Raw genomic sequence first — 19,415 nt, 5'->3', positions numbered from 1 at the left:
TGAGTTAAAAGTTGAATTTTATTTAGAAAAGTAAGGAATTATAAGTAAAAATAACCATTTCTTATATCTTCCTTGAAACAATACTTTCCTTATTGTTCAACGAAATTTTTTAACTTAGCATTCTGAAAAAATAAATACTGCGATATATGGAGCGTTTAGACTTTGAAAAACCAATTTTGGAATTGGAAGAGCAATTGGAAAATGCCAAAAAAATTGGTTCTGATGCAGGTGTTGATGTAGATGATACAATTACGAATCTCCAAGCTAAATTGGAGGAAGTAAAAAAAGATATATATGGAAATCTTTCAGCTTGGCAACGAGTACAGATTTCTAGACACCCAAAAAGACCTTATACTTTAGATTATATTGAAGCCTTAACAGGTGGAGATTTTATAGAACTCCATGGGGATAGAACCGTAAAGGATGATAAAGCCATGGTAGGAGGATGGGGAACCTTAGACGGAAAACCCGTGATGTTTATTGGTCAGCAAAAAGGGAAAAATACCAAAATGCGCCAGTATCGTAATTTCGGAATGGCAAATCCTGAAGGGTATAGAAAAGCTTTGCGTTTGATGAAAATGGCGGAGAAATTTAATAGACCCGTTGTTTGTTTGATTGATACTCCAGGAGCTTATCCAGGTCTTGAAGCAGAGGAAAGAGGACAAGGAGAAGCCATTGCCCGAAATATCTACGAAATGGCAAAACTTCGTGTACCTATTATCTGTGTGATTATTGGAGAAGGAGCCTCAGGTGGAGCCTTGGGAATAGGTGTAGGAGATAAAGTAGTAATGCTAGAAAACTCTTGGTATTCTGTAATTTCTCCTGAAAACTGTTCTACCATTCTTTGGCGTTCTTGGGATTTTAAAGAACAAGCTGCCGAAGCATTAAAATTGACTTCTACAGACATGTCAAACAATAATCTAGTAGATCACGTATTACCAGAACCACAAGGTGGAGCACACTATGATTACGAGACTACTTTCGAAACAGTGAAAAATTACCTTATTGGTGAAATTGATAATCTTTCTAAAATAGAGATCAGCAATTTAGTCAATCAAAGAATTGAAAAATTCTGTGATATGGGAGTGGTACAAGAATAATTAACTTGTAAAAAGTTAATTTCTTGGAATAAAAAATCCTTCTTTTACAGTAAAGAATGAACAATATAAGCCCCTTTATTTAAAAGGGGTTTTTTAGTTTTTTTGATCTATTATATTGTTTATTTACATACTGGTATAGTTTCTTTAGAAATTTCGGGATATGCTCTGTAATTCAAATTTTTTGTTTCTTTTCAGGGGTTTTTACTTTGTGTAGCATTCCCCTCGCCCCTTTCAAAGGGGCATTATAGCAGTGAGTAATAAACACCCTAAACGGTATAACACCATAAATGGTATAAAATCTTCATAAATGGCAGAGATACTTCTAATAACTCCACCTTTTACCCAGCTGAATACGCCCTATCCTGCAACTGCTTATTTAAAAGGCTTTTTGAATACCAAAGGCATAGATTCTCGCCAGATGGATTTGGGAATAGAGACAATATTGCGGCTTTTTTCAGCACAATATTTGACTGAAATTTTTGAAATAGCTGAGTATAATTTTGAGGATTTTTCCGAAAATGCCCAGAGAATTTTTTTTCAGAAAGAACAATATCTACAAAGTATTGATGCTGTTATATCCTTTTTGCAAGGGAAAAACTCGGCTATAGCCAGAAAAATTTGCCAATTAAATTATTTACCTAAGGCTTCTCGATTTGATCAACTTGAAGATTTAGATTGGAGTTTTGGAAATATGGGAATTCAAGATCGAGCAAAGCATTTGGCTACTTTGTATCTTGAAGATTTATCCGATTTTATTGTAGAATGCATAGATCCAAATTTTGGATTTAGTCGTTATGCAGAAAAGCTGGGTTTGAGTGCCAATTCTTTTGATGAAATTTATCAATTTTTGCAATCTGATCTTAGTTTCGTTGAGCAAATTTCTATAGACCTTTTGGAAGAAGCAATTCAAAAGCATCAACCCAAATTACTCACCATCTCTATCCCTTTTCCTGGGAATTTAATCCTTGCTTTGCGTTTTGGAGCTTATGCTAAAAAGAAATACCCAAATATGGTTATTTCTATCGGGGGAGGATTTCCTAATACAGAACTCAGGAGTCTAAAAGACACTAGAGTGTTTGATTTTGTAGATTTTATCACACTGGATGATGGGGAATTACCTGTAGAGCTTCTTTATCAATTTGTAAAAAGTGAGAAGAAGAAAAGCAATTTTCCTTTTAAAAGAACTTTTTATGAAGAAAACGGAAAAGTAGTTTATTGTAATAAATCTGAACAAAAGGATTATCGGATGTCTGAAACGGGTACACCCGATTATACAGATTTACCCTTGGATCAATATATTTCTGTAATAGAAGTGGCAAACCCAATGCACAGTTTATGGAGTGATGGGGTATGGAATAAGCTGACCATGGCACATGGTTGTTATTGGGCAAAATGCACATTTTGTGATACATCCTTAGACTATATCAAAACATATTATCCGCTGAAAGCAAAAATTTTGGTAGATAGAATGGAAGAATTAGTAGCGCAAACTCAAAATACAGGTTTTCATTTTGTAGATGAAGCGGCACCACCAATTCTTATGCGAGAGTTGGCATTAGAAATACTCAAAAGAAGGTTGCAAGTTACATGGTGGACCAATATCCGATTTGAAAAAAGTTTTAGCCAAGACCTTTGTACGCTTCTTGCGGCTTCAGGTTGTATTGCCGTTTCAGGAGGTTTGGAAGTGGCTTCTGATAGATTATTAAAACTGATTAATAAAGGGGTAACCGTAGAGCAAGTAGCTCAAGTAACCCAAGCTTTTACAAAAGCAGGAATAATGGTGCATTCTTATTTAATGTATGGCTACCCTAGCCAAACAGAACAAGAAACTATTGATAGCTTAGAGCTCGTTCGGCAAATTTTTGAACTGGGCATTATTCAGTCTGGTTTTTGGCATCAGTTTGCATTAACAAGTCACTCGCCCATAGGGAAAACTCCCGAAGAATATGGAATCCTTCCAAAGAAAGAAGAAATTCTTTTTGCCGATAATGATGTTCAATTTGAGGATTCTACAAGAATAGATCATTCCAAGTTTAGTTTTGGACTCAAAAAATCTATTTATAATTATATGCATGGAGTAGGTTTTGATTTCCCAATTCAAGAATGGTTTGATTTTCCAATTCCACAAACCACCATTGCACCCCAATTAATAGAATCGTATTTAGAAAAAGAAACTTTTCATGTCATAAAGCCCACCCAAAAAGTAATTTGGATAGGGCAAATTCCTTTTGTATCCCATCATTCTAAAAAGAAAAAAGGGAACGTCTTTGAAAGTATTCAGCTTCATTTTTATCTACCTAATGGTAAGGTTTCTATTTCTTTCGACAAGGAAATAGGAGTGTGGTGGGTGGCAAAACTCTCTGATTTAAGTCCTCAAAACGAAAAGAAAACAACATTTTCTCAGTTAAAAAGCTCATTTGACTTACCCAATCAAGATTTCGAAATGATGTGGTATTCTAAATCTGTAAACAAATTGAGATCTTGTGGTCTACTTGTTCTGTAGATGGTAATAAAATTTTTAGTTTGATGGCTTCTATACACTATACAATTCAATATTTGTAAGGTAAATAATACTATTTCTGGTATTAATCTTTCAATAAAAGATATCTCGATACATTACTGGAAATCAATTGTGATGTAGTGAGAAAATGTGATTGATTTTAGCACATAATCAGTAAAAATGATGTTTTTTTGCAAATAATTGAAAAGCTTTTATAGAATAAGACCTCTAATGTAAAAAAATGCTATACATTTGGCACAAATTATTTTTTTATGGAAACAGGAACAGTAAAATTCTTCGATAATTCGAAAGGATTTGGATTCATCAAGCCAGAGAATGGTGGTAAAGATGTATTCGTGCACATCAATGGACTTATTGATGAAATTCAAGAAGGTGACAAAGTAAGCTTTGACGTCGAAGAAGGTCGTAAAGGACCGAATGCAGTAAACGTGAAAGTGATTTAATCATAGATCTTTTTTATTTTTATTGAATAGAGCCCGTCCAGAGTTTGGATGGGCTTTTTTTTTGCAATATTTTATATGAATTTTACTATTTTTGATTTATGAAAAAATACAAAACTGCTCAAGATTTTTACGACTCTCAAGAAAAAGGAATCAAGCTTTTTTCACAAATAAGACAAATTTTATTGGATACAGAACTGGAAGAAACAGTCAAATGGGGCGTTCCTTGCTATGTTATCGGTAAAGGAAATGTAGTAGGAATTGCAGGATTTAAGAATTATTTGGCAGTATGGTTTCATCAAGGTGTTTTTTTAGCAGATCAAGAAAACGTACTAATTAATGCCCAAGAGAATAAAACGATTGCTCTTAGACAATGGCGAATGGAGTATGAAGATACTCTGGATACTGCTTTGTTTTTAAAATATGTTCAAGAAGCTATTGCCAATGAACTAGAAGGGAAAAAACACAAAAAAAGAACAAACACAAAGCCAATAGAAATTCCTGAAGAGTTACAACAGGTTTTCGATGAAGATTTTGAACTCAAAGACCAATTTGATGCTTTAACTCCAGGGAAAAAAAGAGAATATTGTAAATATATTCAAGAGGCAAAAAGAGCAGCAACTAAAGAAAAAAGGATCTTAAAAATTATTCCAATGATCAAACAAGGCCTCAGTTTAAATGATCAATATCGTTCTTAATATTTTGGATAAATCATCTATAAAAAGTGTACACATAACTGAAATTTGTATACGAATTGAACAAAAGTAACTGTCTAATTTTGTGTATTAATTTTAAACAAAATTTTATGCAATTCACAAAAATTCATTTGGGTATTCTTTTCGTTTTTGGTCTATTTGTAAGTTCATGTAGCGAAGATAAAATCTGTTCACCTGATCAAAGTTTGACAGTAGTAAATTCTAATATTACCACCAATGCGGATTCTAGTACTTTTTACATTTATACGGATATCGTGATAAATGCACCAAAAGAAGAAGTATGGAATGTGCTAACAAATTGGGAGAAAATGGGTGATTGGAGTACATCATTTATTGGTCTTACAGGAGATATTCGAGACGAAGGCCAAATTGTAGCTCATTATCTACTTGGAACCGATACATTACATTTTCCACATGCTTTGCATTTTGTAGATGGTGAAGAATTTGGATGGGCAGACCCAATTGCATTTGCTCCACAAATAACAGATAATCATCTATTTAAACTAGAAGCAATATCTGATTGTCAGACACGCTTTATACAAACGGACGAATTTACAGGAGAAAACCCTCAATTTCCTTTACCTGCTTTATCAGCTCAAACACAAGAAGGGTATAATTTATTTAACAGTCAGTTAAAAAAAGAAGTTGAAGATTAATACTATTTTAGTATTCGTGTGATTACAAAGAGTTGAAGAGAAAATTTTCAACTCTTTTTTTGTGAATCTACTTTGTTAATATTCTGCAAAATATTGTCGAGCGATATTCTAGCCATTATAAATTTGTTATTTTTATAAAAAAACTATAGAAAAAATGGGTGATTATTGTAAATCTTGCCATGCAGCTTTAATGCCTCAAGCTAAATTTTGTGCAAATTGCGGCGGAAAAATTGTTAATGAACGCTTAACCTTAGGTGGTATTTGGAAAGAATTTGTAGGTCCTTTTTTTAGTTGGGAAAATAATTTTTGGAAGACAATTAAAAGTTTGATATTGAAGCCAGAATGGGTATTAAATGCTTATATAGAAGGTGCCCGTAGAAAGTTCTTCCGTCCTTTTCCATTTCTAATTGTTTACACTACGATTTCCTTGTTGATGCTCAAGTTTAATCCTGTTTTATTGGAAAAATCTTTTAATAGAGGAATAAAAATAAATAACCCAAATAGATCAGAAGAATCTCTACAAGCATCACAAGAGTTTGCTAAAAATTTTGCAGATATTTTCTATGGCTATTACAATTTCATCATTATTGGGATGATTCCTATTTTGGGGCTAATTTCTTATTGGATATTCAAAAAGTATAAAAACAATTTAGCAGAACATATTGTTTATCAGTCTTATATTCAGGCATTCGTAGGCTATGTGGGGATTCTAATACAAATTTTGTTTATGAACTTATTGGGAGTCAACATCGTGGTTATAGGTGTTTTAAGTACTTGTATTTCTTTGTTTTATTATAATTATGCTTTCTATAAACTTTATCGTTACGGTTTTTGGAAAGGTGTTTTGATAAATTTAAAAGCTCTTTTTGCTTTTGGAATTGTTTTTATTTTATCAGCTTTAGCTATTGGTATTTTCGTGGCTGTAAATTTAGCTCAGTAATACCGCGGTTACTAATTGTCTCGTTTTGTCAATCCGAGTGGTTTTTGATGAAAAGCAGTGGGTTCTCGATAAAAATTTTCTTACGTTTCTCTCCAGAAAATTCACTCGAACTGACAGGAATCAAAGATTGTATCGTTTTGTCAATCCGAGTGGTTTTTGATGAAAAGTAGTGGAGTCAAAAATTGTATCACTTTTGTCAATTCGAGTGGTTTTTGATGAATTGCAATGGAATCAGAAATTGTATCGAGAATAGCATCCGATCACCAAAAAAGTTCTCGATAAAAATTTTCTTACGTTTCTCTCCAGAAAATTCACTCGAACTGACAGGAATCAAAAATTGTATCACTTTTGTCAATTCGAGTGGTTTTTTGATGAAATGCAATGGAATCAAAAATTGTATCGAGAATAGCATCCGATAATCAAAAAAGTTCTCGATAAAAATTTTCTTACGTTTCTCTCCAGAAAATTCACTCGAACTGACAGGATTGTGTCGAGAATATAACCATCTCTTTTACCTAAAAAGACAAATGAAGCGAATAAGAAGTGCTTCGTCCACCACCTTGAGCCACAAAAATGCCCAGTTTTACCAGTTGTTGGATATCTCGTGTCGCCGTAGCTTTTGAGGTTTTGGTTATCTTCATATATTTTTTTGCACTCATTCCTCCTTCAAAACCTTCGGGACCTTTTTCGAGCATTTTCTTGAGTATTTTGGTTTGTCGAGTATTGAATGATTCTTGGTGACGATCAAATAATTTGGCTTTCTTTAAAGTAAAATGAATCAATTCCTCCGATTTTTTTTGGGCATCTATAATAACACCAATAAAATACTTGAGCCAATCGGTTATTTGATTACTTTTTTGGGCTTTTTTTAGAGCAAGATAATAGGCTTTTCGATCAGATTCTATACTCGCAGAAAGGCTAATAAGAATAGGGGAACCAATAGTTTGTAAAAGGGATTTTTCGGCAATGGCACGCCCTATTCGTCCATTTCCATCTTCAAAAGGGTGAATGCTTTCAAAGTACAAATGAGACAAAGCCGAACGGATGGGAGCGTATTTAATCGTATTTTCACCTTTGGGTGCAGTGTCATTAAACCAATGAATGAAATCCTTCATTTCTTCTGGAACTTGTTGAGAAGGAGGAGCTTCAAAGTGGATTTTTTCTTTCCCGTAGCTTCCCGAAATAATTTGCATGGGGTTTTCATGACTTCGCCAAGTACCGATATTTAGCTTTGTAGGATAAGGAAAAAGAAGCTTATGCCAGTTAAATAAATCTTTTTCGGTGAGTTTTTTCTGATATCCCTTGTGTACTTCGGTAACAACGGTAGCCATTCCTTTGGCACGCAAATCTTTGATATTTTTTACCTTTGGGTAAATACCCAAATTATTTTTGATAGAAGACATCACATCTTCACGACTCACAAATTCCCCCTCAATTTCGGTGTTTTTGATCGCTTCTGTCACGAGCATGTCCACCAGTGTTTCTATTTTTTGTTTTTCGGATAAGACATGCACAGTTCCTTTAAGGGTTCCTATTTGCTCTTGATAAACGAGTAATAGATCCTCAATTTCTGTCAAATTGTATTGAAAATTTTTCCAATCTTTTTGTTGCCAATTATACATGATGAGCCGATTAGGGTTTGTATTCGGCTCATATTGTGTGGTTTTTATGAGCCGATTAACTTATGTATTCGGCTCAAATATACGAATTATTTTGAGCCGAATAAAATTTTATTCGGCTCAAAATAAATTTATGATATTGTTTTTTAGGTTTTTATGCCGATTACTTGCTAAAATTACCCACTAATTTCACTGCGTTCATAATTGGCTTTTAGCAATGTATCGGCATAATACCTATGTGTAAATTAACACCATAAATGGTATTATATCCTGATGGGAAAGTCTCCTTTTAAAGATTTTGAAAGGGAGGAGAAGGGGGAATGTTCTGCGTCGAAACAATTTCGAAAAAAGAGAACATTAGTTATTCGATAATCAAGCAGGATGGAATATGATACCATCCAAAAAAGTGTGTTAAGTAATAAGTTTTCAATGGAAAGATAATACACTTCTTCTGTATGTTGGCTGATTAATCTATTCGGTTCAATTTTGTTCTATAATTTGCTTTTTAAATAGATTTTATGATCAGTAATCGTATTTTTTTGAATAATTATCCTGAGGTTGCTATTTTTGGAGCATTAAAAATATTTGAATGCATCTCGTTTGAGAGATGTAATACATACTTTAATTTTTTGAAGTGTGAATAAGTAATAATATATGGACGATGATATCTGAATCCATTTTGTATAACCTTAAAATTTATAATGATTTATGAATGTTGCATGTAAATCTTGTGCGGTAGTATTGCCAAAAAATGCTAATTTCTGTTCAAATTGTGGAGGAAAAGTTGTTGATTCCCGTCTCACTTTAAAGAGTATTTGGTTTGAATTTATTGGACCATTTTTTAGTTGGGAAAATTATTTTTGGAAAACCTTGAAACACTTAGTTATTGCACCAGATAAGGTCTGTAGAGCTTATACATCAGGAGCAAGAAAACAGTATTATCAGCCATTTTCTTTTTTGATGGTTTATATCTCTATCTCTCTATTGTTTTTGAAGTTTACAAATGTAATGGAAAAAAGTGTTGAGACTTCTAATATTAACATTAACCCAAAAACTACCGATCCTTTGGTGGTCGATGCACAAACTTGGACATCAGGAATGTATGATAACTACAACTTCATCATTATCGGGTCTATTCCAATCATGGCATTGATATCTTATATTATTTTCAAAAAGAGGAAAGATAATTTTGCAGAACATATAGTGTATCAATCCTATATTCAGTCTTTTGTAGGGTATTTAGGTTTAGTTTTGCAAACTATATTTTTACTGATTTTCAATTTTCAAGTCTTTAGTTTTAGCCTTATTAGCACTGTTTTTACTTTAGTGTTTTTGAATTATCTATTTATAAGAATGTATAAATTAAAGTTCTGGGCAATCATTTGGGCAAATGTAAAAGCTTTATTAGTTTTTTTAGGGATTATAATAGTTTTAGGGTTAGCTGCTGGAGCGGTGTTATTCCTTTATGATTTAGTAGTCAAGTGAAGTATTAAAGAATCAGTCCTCTAGACTAATTGACAGCTATTTAAGGGGGAGGAAGAGATATTCCACATTGAAACCATCTCGAAATAAGGAAACTAAAATATTATACCATTTATGTTGTTAATTGCCTCACAGTTATAAGCTGACTTTGAAGGGATGTTACCAAAGTAAACACCTTCGAAAAAGAAACTATAAAAATGATATTCGATTATGAAACAAGATGGAATATCTCCCTTATCCTCCCGAAAAATTGGGACAAGCTCTTCAAAGGGGAGAAGTGTATATTTTCTTTTGAATCGGATGAATAAAAAAAAGGATTGTAAACTACAATCCTTTTTCTATAATAATTTTCTCCATTTGTTGTTGGAGTTTTTGAGCTTCTTCTTGGGCTTTTTCTGCAAAATCTTCTCCATCGGATTTATAGATAATCCCTCGGGAAGAATTGATGAGCAATCCACAATCTTTGTTCCAGCCGTATTTGGCAACTTCGGTAAGGCTTCCTCCTTGTGCTCCCACTCCTGGAACGAGTAGAAAGGCATCTGGGATGGTCTTTCGAATATCTGTAAGCATTTCTGCTCTGGTGGCACCTACCACATACATTAATCGATCGGCATTTTCCCAGTTTTGGGATTTTTCCAAAGTCATTTGATAAATAGGTTTCCCTGATGCCAGTTTTTCCGTTTGCATTTCCAGGCCACCTTGGTTAGAGGTAAGTGCCAGTAGAATTACCCATTTTCCATCAAAATCCAAGAATGGTTCCACGCTGTCTTTTCCCATATAGGGTGCAACGGTTACCGAGTCGAATTGATATTGCTCAAAAAAACACTGGGCATACATCTTTGAAGTATTTCCGATATCTCCACGCTTGGCATCGGCAATGGTGAAAATATCTTTTGGAATATATTCCAAGGTTTTTCTCAGGCTTTCCCATCCTTTAGGTCCCATAGCTTCATAAAAAGCAATATTGGGTTTATAGGCAACACAAAAATCCTTAGTTGCATCTATAATCTGTTTATTAAATTCAAAAACAGGGTCTTCTGTTTCTAAAAGATGCTTTGGGATTCGGTTTATATCGGTATCTAAACCTACACAAAGGAAGGATTTTTTCTTTTTTATTTGGTCAACAATCTCTTGTTTATTCATCAGAACCTTCTTTTAATCTTTCGGTATTTTCTACTAGTGTTAGCTCGTCGATTACTTTTTGGATATCTCCATTAATAAAGTCATTTAGACTATAAAGTGTAAGTCCTATTCGGTGGTCTGTAATTCTACTTTGTGGGTAGTTATAGGTTCTAATTTTTGCCGAACGGTCACCCGAAGAAACTAAAGATTTACGATGTTCAGCTTCGGCTTCAAGCTTTTTCTGAAGTTCCATTTCGTAGATACGATTTCTCAGTACTTTAAGGGCTTTATCGTAGTTTTTTAGTTTCGATTTTTGATCCTGACACTGAGCCACAACTCCTGTAGGAACGTGGGTAATTCTGATGGCAGAATAAGTGGTATTTACAGACTGACCTCCAGGACCAGACGAACAGAAAGAATCTACACGAAGATCAGATTCTTTGATATCGATATCAAATTCTTCGGCTTCTGGAAGCACAATAACGGTGGCAGCAGAAGTGTGAACACGTCCTTGAGTTTCCGTTTGTGGAACACGCTGAACACGGTGAACTCCCGATTCATATTTCATGGTTCCATACACATCTTGTCCGCTTACGTCAAAAATAACTTCTTTATATCCTCCTGCAGTACCTTCTGTAAAATCGGAAACTGAAATTTTCCATCCTCTTCCTTCGCAATATTTTGTGTACATACGGAAAAGGTCTCCAGCAAAAATAGAGGCTTCATCTCCACCCGTACCTGCACGGATTTCTACTTGAGCATTTTTAGCATCCTCAGGATCTTTTGGAATCAGAAGCCATTTGATTTCTTCATCCATCTCTTCCTTTCTTGGGAGTGCTTCGTCGAGTTCCATTTTCGCCATTTCCTTCATTTCAGGATCTGTTTCGTTTGCCAAAATATCTTTCGATTCTGCTATATTGGAAACCAAGAGCTTGTATTCTTGATAAGCATCTTCTATTTTTTGAAGATCTTTATATTCTTTGTTTAGCGCCACATAGCGTTTCATGTCCGAAATGATATTCGGATCTACAATCTGATCAGAAACTTCGATGAAGCGTTGGTGTATTTTCTCTAATTTATCTAGCATAGTCTTTTTTTAATAATCAAATACTCCGTGAGCAGATTCTATTTTTAATGATTTTCCTTCGGAAGCCTCACAATACCCAACAATTTGTGCATCAATTCCAAAAGATTTTGAAATTTCGATAAGTTCTTGGGCTGCGTCTTTTGGTAGATATACTTCCATGCGGTGTCCCATATTAAACACTTTGTACATTTCTTTCCAGTCTGTACCCGATTCTTTTTGGATCATTTCAAAAAGTGGTGGAGTAGGGAAGAGGTTATTTTTTACGATATGTAAATTTTCTACAAAATGCAATATTTTGGTTTGAGCTCCCCCAGAACAATGAACCATTCCGTGAACCTGATCACTCATTTTATCTAAAATGGCTTTAATCACGGGCGCATACGTTCGAGTAGGGGAAAGAACCATTTTTCCGGCATCCAAAGGTGCGTTTTCTACAGTATCGGTAAGTTTTTTGCTCCCCGAATAAACCAAATCATTTGGTACATCGTGATCAAAACTTTCTGGGTATTTTTCGGCTAAATATTTTTCGAATACATCATGACGTGCAGAGGTAAGTCCATTGGATCCCATTCCTCCGTTGTATTCTTTTTCATAATTTGCTTGCCCAAAAGATGCTAAGCCCACAATAACATCACCTGCTTGGATATTGGCATTGTCAATTACATTCTTGCGTTCCATTCTTGCCGTAACGGTAGAATCAACAATAATAGTTCTTACCAAATCACCCACATCGGCAGTTTCTCCACCTGTAGAATAAATTTCGATTCCATGATTTCGAAGATCTTCAAGGAGTTCTTCTGTACCATTGATGATTGCTGAAAGCACTTCACCAGGAATCAAGTTTTTGTTTCTTCCGATGGTAGAAGAGAGTAGAATAGGTCCTGTCGCTCCCACACACAAAAGGTCATCGATATTCATAATCAAAGCATCTTGAGCAATACCTTTCCAAACACTCAAATCACCTGTTTCTTTCCAATACATATAAGCCAAAGAAGACTTGGTACCTGCACCATCGGCATGCATTACTATACAGTGATCTTGACTTCCTGTGAGGTAGTCTGGTACGATTTTACAAAAAGCTTTTGGATACAACCCTTTGTCAATGTTTTTTATGGCATTGTGCACATCTTCTTTGGAGGCGGAAACACCTCTTTGCATATATCTTTGGTCACTCATGGATAGAAATTTTTGCAAATATACGTGAATCCTATTAGATGAGGGGGTGGGCTTCTAAGAAATCAGACCATGAGATGATCTAAAGTTCTTATTCATAAATAAGGGCTTCTGAGGAACAAAAATCTATAAAACCAGCAGTTCCACTTCCACTAGCTCTTCTGGCACGAATTTCTACAGTTTGGTCAACCGCTGAATTAATGCTTAATGTTCCAGTTCTTTGACCATTGCCACCTGTGTTCGCATCGTCCATATAAGCTCTTTGGGAGTTCGCATTTCCGTTTGAGAATATAATAAACTCCATACGAGCAGAGTTGTTTCCAAGGCTTCCAGAAGTGAAGAATGATTGTCCACCATATCGGAAATTTATTTGCATATTCCCACCTTGACGCCTTCTCCAACAAGTAATTCTCACGGCGTTTTTGTCTTGCAAAATATCACCTTTGAGGGTGAAAGATTTAATTGTTTCATAGGAGCTAGAAGTTACAGGGACAGAAGTGGAGCTTAACCATATCACGGGGTTTTCAAAAGGAATAGTAGGCGTTCCAGTGGGTAGTGATTCTGAGTCTTCTTTAGGAATTATTTTTAAACCTCCATTACTGAGTCCGATATAGAAATTACTATCATTGTCTATGTAGAAATCTCCTTCTGAAGCAGAATTGTACATTTCGATATTAGTACCAGCTGGTAGTGCTATTTGAGCTTCGCATACTAATGTCGAAAAAATAAGAAAAAAGTTTAGTATGGAGTATTTTATCATAGAGATTTAAGTTTTGTGATGGTTAGAGATGTTCTATTTCCTTGAGCATTAAGACTCCCAGATTCCACAGTGTTTTCCCTAATTGTTGCTATTCTGAGTTTGTCATTGTCATTAAGCTTTAAGGTTGTCGTAAAGTGAATAGAGGTTTCATCATTACTGTTTCCTCTACCTCTTACCCAAGCGTTTTGTGCTTCCATACTGGCGTTGGTTAGTACACTTCCGTTTTTGTAAAGAATAAACTTAGATCCTACATAATTAATATTGTTTCCAAGAATAAGTGCAGAATTAAAACTAATGATATAGAGCCCTGTTTCCTCTATTTCTATTTCATTACTTGATGGACGACTTACCGCACCATCATTGGATATTTCTGTTGCAAAAAAGTTTTTAAAAGTAAGGGTTGAGGTATTGACATTGATTGTTCCAGTAAAACTATACTCAGCATGTTTAATATCCCCTGAGTTATTATCGATCCCATTAGGATTACTTCCCCCACTTATTTGTTGCCAGTCAGAGCCATCGTGTTGAACCCAAAGTACGGTATTGGGGTTAATTGTGTTAATGGTAGTCGTTCCATTCATCCCTTTATAGCTATTGACCACTGTAGCAAAACTATTGGGGTTTTTGATAATATAGATTCGTCCCTTTAAGGTACTTCCTGTGGGAAGGTTGATGGTGTGATTTCCACCAATAATAACTGTGTGATGATCCTCTGAAAGAGTAATAGTTCCTGTAGTTTCTGTAATTGCAGTGGCAAAAGAACCACCTACTTCAAGGGTAGAATTGGGTTTTCTTAATGTTATTGCGTTTTGGGTTCCTGCAGGAATTGTTCCATTATAATTGTGAGAAAAATTGGGATCGAGAGATATTTTTCCTGTATTGATATTGATTCCAAAACGTGTTTTAGCATCGGCAGAATTTGCATGACCCTGTACACGAAATAACTCTCTATATGATTTACTATTTCGATGATCATATCGTTTAAATATAATGGGTTCGTCACCATCATCACCAACGATAAATTCTAAACGCCCTCCATTATCGGGTCCTGCAGAACCTATTTCAAATAAATCAGTTCGACCTGCCGATCCTTTTAAGCGAAAGCTCCCATTGGTTGAAGAAAAAAACATAGGTTTATAGAGATCTGCACCATTTGCTTGAAATTGTAAAGCCGAAATACCTCCTTGCCCCAATAGATGTGTTAGGTATTGGTTGTTATTGGAGTAATCAGGAATGTTTTGAACAAGTCCCAAAGTTTGGCGTCTCCCGAATTCCAAAACGCTTATATTGTTAGATTTTAAGGTCATTTTTCTATCGTTGGATGTTCCAAGGAAGCTATTGTTTGTTGTATTCGCATTTCCTGTATGCGTCCAATCTGAAGTTTGTGGTTGCCCATCTCCAATAGACATGAGCTTACCATCCGAAAGTCCAATATAGTATTGATTGTTTTCGTCTTTATAAATTTCTCCATCAGATGCATTGGAATATGTATTCGTGTTGGTACCTGCTGGTAGTTCGATTTGCGCAAATGCCAAAGATGAGTAAAGTGTAAAGATAATTAGGATGATGAAATTTTTCATATCTGCTTATTCTAATTGTTGTTTAATTGCTGTTGTTTTGAGCAGTACTGTCTTGATGCTATTTAAAATCTCTTCTTGTTTTTCTTGAGTTGCTGCGTTGTTATTTGTTTGATTAATTGTTGAAATATTTAAAGTTGCATTTGTTCCATTTACACCATTGAGTATTCCTTGAGATTTTTGTATGTTTTTTTGGATCAGATAAATCATTTCAGTTTGATTTTCAACTGTTGCAGGATTTCCAATATTTCCCCCTAATGGTGCTTGATTAACAATATAGTTAAAGAAACTGCTAGCGGTTAAATCTAAAGTTGAAGCCCAACTAGTATATCCGTTTCTTGTGATGAAAATACTTAAAGAGTCTGAATTATTTTGTGTTACAAATGAAAAAATTCCAGAAGTATTTGTCGTTGTTGTTAGAGTAGTATTACTATTATTATCAAGGATTTGAATATTAGCATTGCTAAGTCCTTCTAACTTGATGAGTTTGTATGTAGAGTTATTGTCGGTAAGGGAAATTTCGATATTGGAACTTGGGTTAGGTAGGGTAGTGGTACCGTTGGTGGTTAGTTCACTAAATTTATCACAACTTGTGAGTTTTCCATTATTTCCAAAGGTGATATTGTAATCTCCAAGATTGATGGTTTTACCCAATGGTGTTGCTACCAGTGTAGAAGGTGAAGGTTCAAATTCATTGGTAACTACTTTATCTAGCTTTAGAAAGTCGTAGAGGTCGCATAAACTGATGCTATCTGTTATATTTATCGTTCCTCCAGTATTGTTTGCATTGTGTGATACACTAATTCCTGATATATTTCCAGCATCGGTAATGTTTTTCGAAATATTGGGATCGTCAATTAACATGACATTCTCAATTTTATTTTCTCCATTAAGATTCGCTACTAAGTCCAAAGTGAAGTCATTATAATAAATATTTTTGTTATAACTGAGTAGTTGAATATCATATTGATTATGATTTGTTCTAGAAAAAGAACCGTGATTAATATCGTATTGTAATAATCGTTCTTTGTGTTGACCAATGTTGTCTAAAGAAAATTCTTGATCATAGGCTAAAGAACTATTTTTCCTACGGATTTTTAGTTTGATATTAGCTAAAGCTGCTCCACTTTGATCTATGGCTGAAACTGATAAATCTCTAAATATACTCAGCTTTCCACCCGTTTGCTGAGCTTTTTGCATATTAGATAAAGGGTTGATGAGATGAATAATTCGGTTAGAAGAAGCATTCCAAATAACAATATTACGCGCTTGAAGATTTTCTACTTCATAGGTTCCTGCAGGCGTACTTACGAAAACAAAATGCCTAGTGGTACTACCTGAATTATTATCAATAAGTTCTAAGTTCTTAATGGAGCTGGGTACGCCACCTTGAGCAAATTCCAAAGCTGTTGCATTAGATCTATTGTCCATAATTAATCCATCTATGGTAACGTTGGTACTGGCAAAGTGTGGAAAGTTTGTTGAACCTTTAAGAATAATTTCGCAATTTCTAAAATGAACATTCGCCCCCGAGCGTATATCAAAATGACTTGTTCCACTTGTTGCCTGAATCCATGTAACTCCTTCTAAATTTACTGTAGCTCCCGAGTTAAATCGATTACCTGTACTGTTGTTGTAGTTATCAGCTCCCCATGTTCCTGCATTGCTTTCTTCTATTATTATGACTCTTTTTTCAACAATAGGTTTGCCATCAATACCACGAACAATTTGCCCATTTTCTCTTTTTATTTTCCCCAAAGTAATATCGGCATTTGGACGAAATCGTAGTCGTCCACTATTGCGGATAATAATGATCCCTTCTTCAACAGGGTTAATCGCTTGATTAACATTCACAGTACCGTTTTGAACAGTATATACAGAACCTTGTTTCGTAATGTTATTTGAAACAGTTTCGAGATTTACTTGGGATAATACATCGGTTAATACCAAGGAACTAATAAGAAGGAAAAGATACTTCATGGCGGCGCGTGTCTGAAAAAAAATTAGTTATACGTTAATCCTTGAACTAAAGCCAATGTATTGGGTTGAGTGGCTGTTCCAGATGCTTCTTGCTCATCATTGAGGTCTGTTTTGTTATAACGAATGACTTTGAAGTCATTCGTGTTGATTCTCATAGAAACATAATAAAAGCTGTTGTCTTCAAAAAATAATTCATTCTCAACTTTTTTTGGTTGAAAATCTGAAACTATTTTAAGAGAACCATTTTGCATCCCAATATAAAGTTCTGGATTCCCCGTAACTTGGTAATAATCCCCTTCACTTGCCGTATTGTATGTTGAAATATTGGTATTGGCAGGCAAGCTAATTTGAGCATTCGCTTGATTTTCTATAAAAAGTAGAGTAAACAACAACATGATATATCGTATCATGTTGTTGTTTGTGTTTGATTTTTGTGCATTCATAAAACTTTATTTAATTCTTTTCACAATAAGTGAAGAACCATTTGCAGCCATTTTGATTTGTGCTGATGTCCCGTTTTGGTTAGAGGCATATACTTGCCCTTTAATTCTGATCACTGCACTTGCCGCTAGCTGTACAATCTTGGTAACGGTTGCTGAGTTATTTCCTACCAAATTATTTCTGCTGTAGGTATAAGAACGAGAACCTGGAGATTCTGTTCCATTGATATCTAAATAGAACTCCGCACCTGTTCGTGCATTGTCCTCTGATGTAGTCGATACCCGATAAGTAATTTCATAGCGTCCTGCATTTGATACAGTAATAGAAGTTGCCGCAGTAGTATAATCACCATCCACAATTCCGTCGGTTCCAAAAGTGATATCTGTAAAAGTTCCTTCATCCAAAATTTGTGTTCCTGTAGTATTATAAACTTCAGCTAAGGTCTGGCTAAATGGAGTGCTCAGTTCCCATGCTGAGTCTATAGCATTCCATTTTAATGTTTGACCATCTGCAGTTCCAGGAGCTAGATTTTGGTGTGAAATAGAGAGATCATCAATATATGCTGAATCTAATTTTGACCATGTTGCATTACCAATAGCACTAAGCGACACTAATACTTTGTTAGCAGCAGCAGAGCTATCAATAGGTGTTATAAATATATCGTCTGTGTAAGTAGATGTCCAATGATTTGCTGGTCTTCCTAGGAACATGCTATTGTTTGGATAAAAAACAGTTCCATCCATTACCATTTTAGAAATAGCACCATTTTGTTCTATGGTTTTGAATTCAATGTTTGAGGTGTTTCCAGCTCCTGGTTTTCTGCTTCCAATTCTAATTGTTGAAGATTCAAAGAAATTGGTATTGAAAGTTCCTAATTGTAGGTAATGTTTATCATCAGCTTCATGTTTAAATCGTATTTCAGAATAACCAGAGAAACTACTATTCTCTCCAAAGAATATACTAGCATTGTTTGCATTACCTTTAAAAACTTCAATACCACCATTATATGAAGCGAGAACTCCTTCAACATTGCTTCCATTTACTTTTAAAGAAGTTCCATTTGAAGGGAAATCATTCCCTATTTGTAAGAGTGCCTGCGGGGTGGTTTCTCCAATTCCGACTCTTCCGTTATTTTGAATAACAAATTCTGTACCTGCCGCTCGTGCGGTGGTTCCGTCTGCTTGAGTTCCTAATTCCACACGGTTATTGGCAGAGTTATTGACAAAAGCATCATTTGAATTGTCGATACTTGAAGTTAGAGACCATTGAGGGTTTCCACTTCCATCGGTAGTTAAGAAACTATTAGCCGTTCCTGTTGCAATCTTATCTGTAGTTACTGCATTATTAGCAATCTTTGCAGTAGTAACCGCGTTGTCGGCAATTTTTGTAGTTGTTATCGCCCCATTGTTAATCTTATCAGTGGTAACTGCATTGTTAATAATCTTCGTAGTAGTAACCGCATTGTTTGCAATCTTATCAGCAGTCACCGCTCCATTGTTAATCTCCGAAGTTTTTACTGCATTATCTGCAATTTCATCTGAGTTTACCGAGTTATTGGCTAAGGCCAAAGAAACATCGTGAAGTAGGGCAGTATCACCACCTGTAACGGTGATGTCCGTAGAAGTTAAGTTACCTGCACCCGATATTGCATCCGGATTAACAATAAGCGCACCGTTTGCATCTTGAGTAAGACCCGCACCCGCTACATTTGGATTAATATGATCTCTAGTAACCGCATCTTCTTGAATTTTCGAAGCACTTACCGAAACATCTTTCAGTTGTGGAGTACCCACAGCATTGT

Annotated in this window: 16 protein-coding genes; 7 read left to right on the top strand and 9 right to left on the bottom strand. The window is 35.1% G+C overall.

All coding sequences use genetic code 11. From position 1 onward, the window contains the following. Positions 1-146 precede the first annotated feature (146 nt). From N4A45_09785 to N4A45_09760, 6 genes are all read left to right on the top strand, one after another. The gene (locus N4A45_09785; GenBank protein ID MCT4665510.1) at positions 147-1,100 is read left to right on the top strand and encodes an acetyl-CoA carboxylase carboxyltransferase subunit alpha; all 954 of its coding nucleotides are present in this window, start codon (positions 147-149) and stop codon (positions 1,098-1,100) included. A gap of 307 nt (positions 1,101-1,407) precedes the next feature. Next, positions 1,408-3,603, top strand: coding sequence for a radical SAM protein (locus N4A45_09780; protein MCT4665509.1), 2,196 nt, complete (start codon positions 1,408-1,410; stop codon positions 3,601-3,603). A 269-nt stretch (positions 3,604-3,872) separates the two neighbouring features. After that, positions 3,873-4,064, top strand: coding sequence for a cold-shock protein (locus tag N4A45_09775; protein ID MCT4665508.1), 192 nt, complete (start codon positions 3,873-3,875; stop codon positions 4,062-4,064). Positions 4,065-4,162: 98 nt separating this feature from the next. Continuing rightward, positions 4,163-4,759: a YdeI/OmpD-associated family protein gene (locus N4A45_09770; protein MCT4665507.1), complete on the top strand. Its 597-nt coding sequence runs from the start codon at positions 4,163-4,165 to the stop codon at positions 4,757-4,759. A gap of 107 nt (positions 4,760-4,866) precedes the next feature. Beyond that, positions 4,867-5,433, top strand: a complete 567-nt coding sequence (locus N4A45_09765; GenBank protein ID MCT4665506.1) for an SRPBCC domain-containing protein — start codon at positions 4,867-4,869, stop codon at positions 5,431-5,433. A gap of 154 nt (positions 5,434-5,587) precedes the next feature. Beyond that, on the top strand, positions 5,588-6,373 hold the full coding sequence (locus N4A45_09760; protein MCT4665505.1) for a DUF3667 domain-containing protein: 786 nt from the start codon (positions 5,588-5,590) through the stop codon (positions 6,371-6,373). Positions 6,374-6,888: 515 nt separating this feature from the next. Here the strand turns inward: N4A45_09760 and N4A45_09755 are convergent. Beyond that, entirely contained in the window at positions 6,889-7,995 is a 1,107-nt protein-coding gene (locus tag N4A45_09755; protein MCT4665504.1) for a Fic family protein, read from the bottom strand. A 705-nt stretch (positions 7,996-8,700) separates the two neighbouring features. On the opposite strand from N4A45_09755, the gene N4A45_09750 reads away from it, so the two are divergent. Next, complete coding sequence (locus tag N4A45_09750; GenBank protein MCT4665503.1) at positions 8,701-9,477, top strand: DUF3667 domain-containing protein; 777 nt, start codon at positions 8,701-8,703, stop codon at positions 9,475-9,477. Between the two features lie 321 nt (positions 9,478-9,798). Here N4A45_09750 and pyrF read toward each other — a convergent pair whose 3' ends face one another. From pyrF to N4A45_09710, 8 genes are all read right to left on the bottom strand, one after another. After that, positions 9,799-10,617, bottom strand: a complete 819-nt coding sequence (gene pyrF, locus N4A45_09745; protein ID MCT4665502.1) for an orotidine-5'-phosphate decarboxylase — start codon at positions 10,615-10,617, stop codon at positions 9,799-9,801. Then, the gene (gene prfA, locus N4A45_09740; protein ID MCT4665501.1) at positions 10,610-11,683 is read right to left on the bottom strand and encodes a peptide chain release factor 1; all 1,074 of its coding nucleotides are present in this window, start codon (positions 11,681-11,683) and stop codon (positions 10,610-10,612) included. The genes pyrF and prfA overlap by 8 nt, the downstream gene beginning before the upstream one ends. Before the next feature lie 9 nt (positions 11,684-11,692). Next, complete coding sequence (locus N4A45_09735) at positions 11,693-12,859, bottom strand: AIR synthase-related protein (GenBank protein MCT4665500.1); 1,167 nt, start codon at positions 12,857-12,859, stop codon at positions 11,693-11,695. A gap of 88 nt (positions 12,860-12,947) precedes the next feature. Beyond that, positions 12,948-13,616 (bottom strand): hypothetical protein, encoded by a 669-nt coding sequence (locus N4A45_09730; GenBank protein MCT4665499.1) that lies wholly within the window; start codon positions 13,614-13,616, stop codon positions 12,948-12,950. After that, entirely contained in the window at positions 13,613-15,196 is a 1,584-nt protein-coding gene (locus N4A45_09725) for a hypothetical protein (protein MCT4665498.1), read from the bottom strand. The genes N4A45_09730 and N4A45_09725 overlap by 4 nt, the downstream gene beginning before the upstream one ends. Positions 15,197-15,202: 6 nt before the next feature. After that, positions 15,203-17,173, bottom strand: coding sequence for a hypothetical protein (locus N4A45_09720; protein ID MCT4665497.1), 1,971 nt, complete (start codon positions 17,171-17,173; stop codon positions 15,203-15,205). Between the two features lie 23 nt (positions 17,174-17,196). Continuing rightward, entirely contained in the window at positions 17,197-17,583 is a 387-nt protein-coding gene (locus N4A45_09715) for a hypothetical protein (GenBank protein ID MCT4665496.1), read from the bottom strand. Between the two features lie 39 nt (positions 17,584-17,622). Beyond that, positions 17,623-19,415: hypothetical protein (locus N4A45_09710; protein MCT4665495.1), on the bottom strand; the 1,793-nt coding region annotated here is incomplete at its 5' end.

The organism is Flavobacteriales bacterium, from assembly GCA_025210805.1.
In the GTDB taxonomy this organism is placed as follows: Bacteria; Bacteroidota; Bacteroidia; order Flavobacteriales; family CAJXXR01; genus JAOAQX01.
This window is presented reverse-complemented; position numbering and strand designations above follow the sequence as displayed.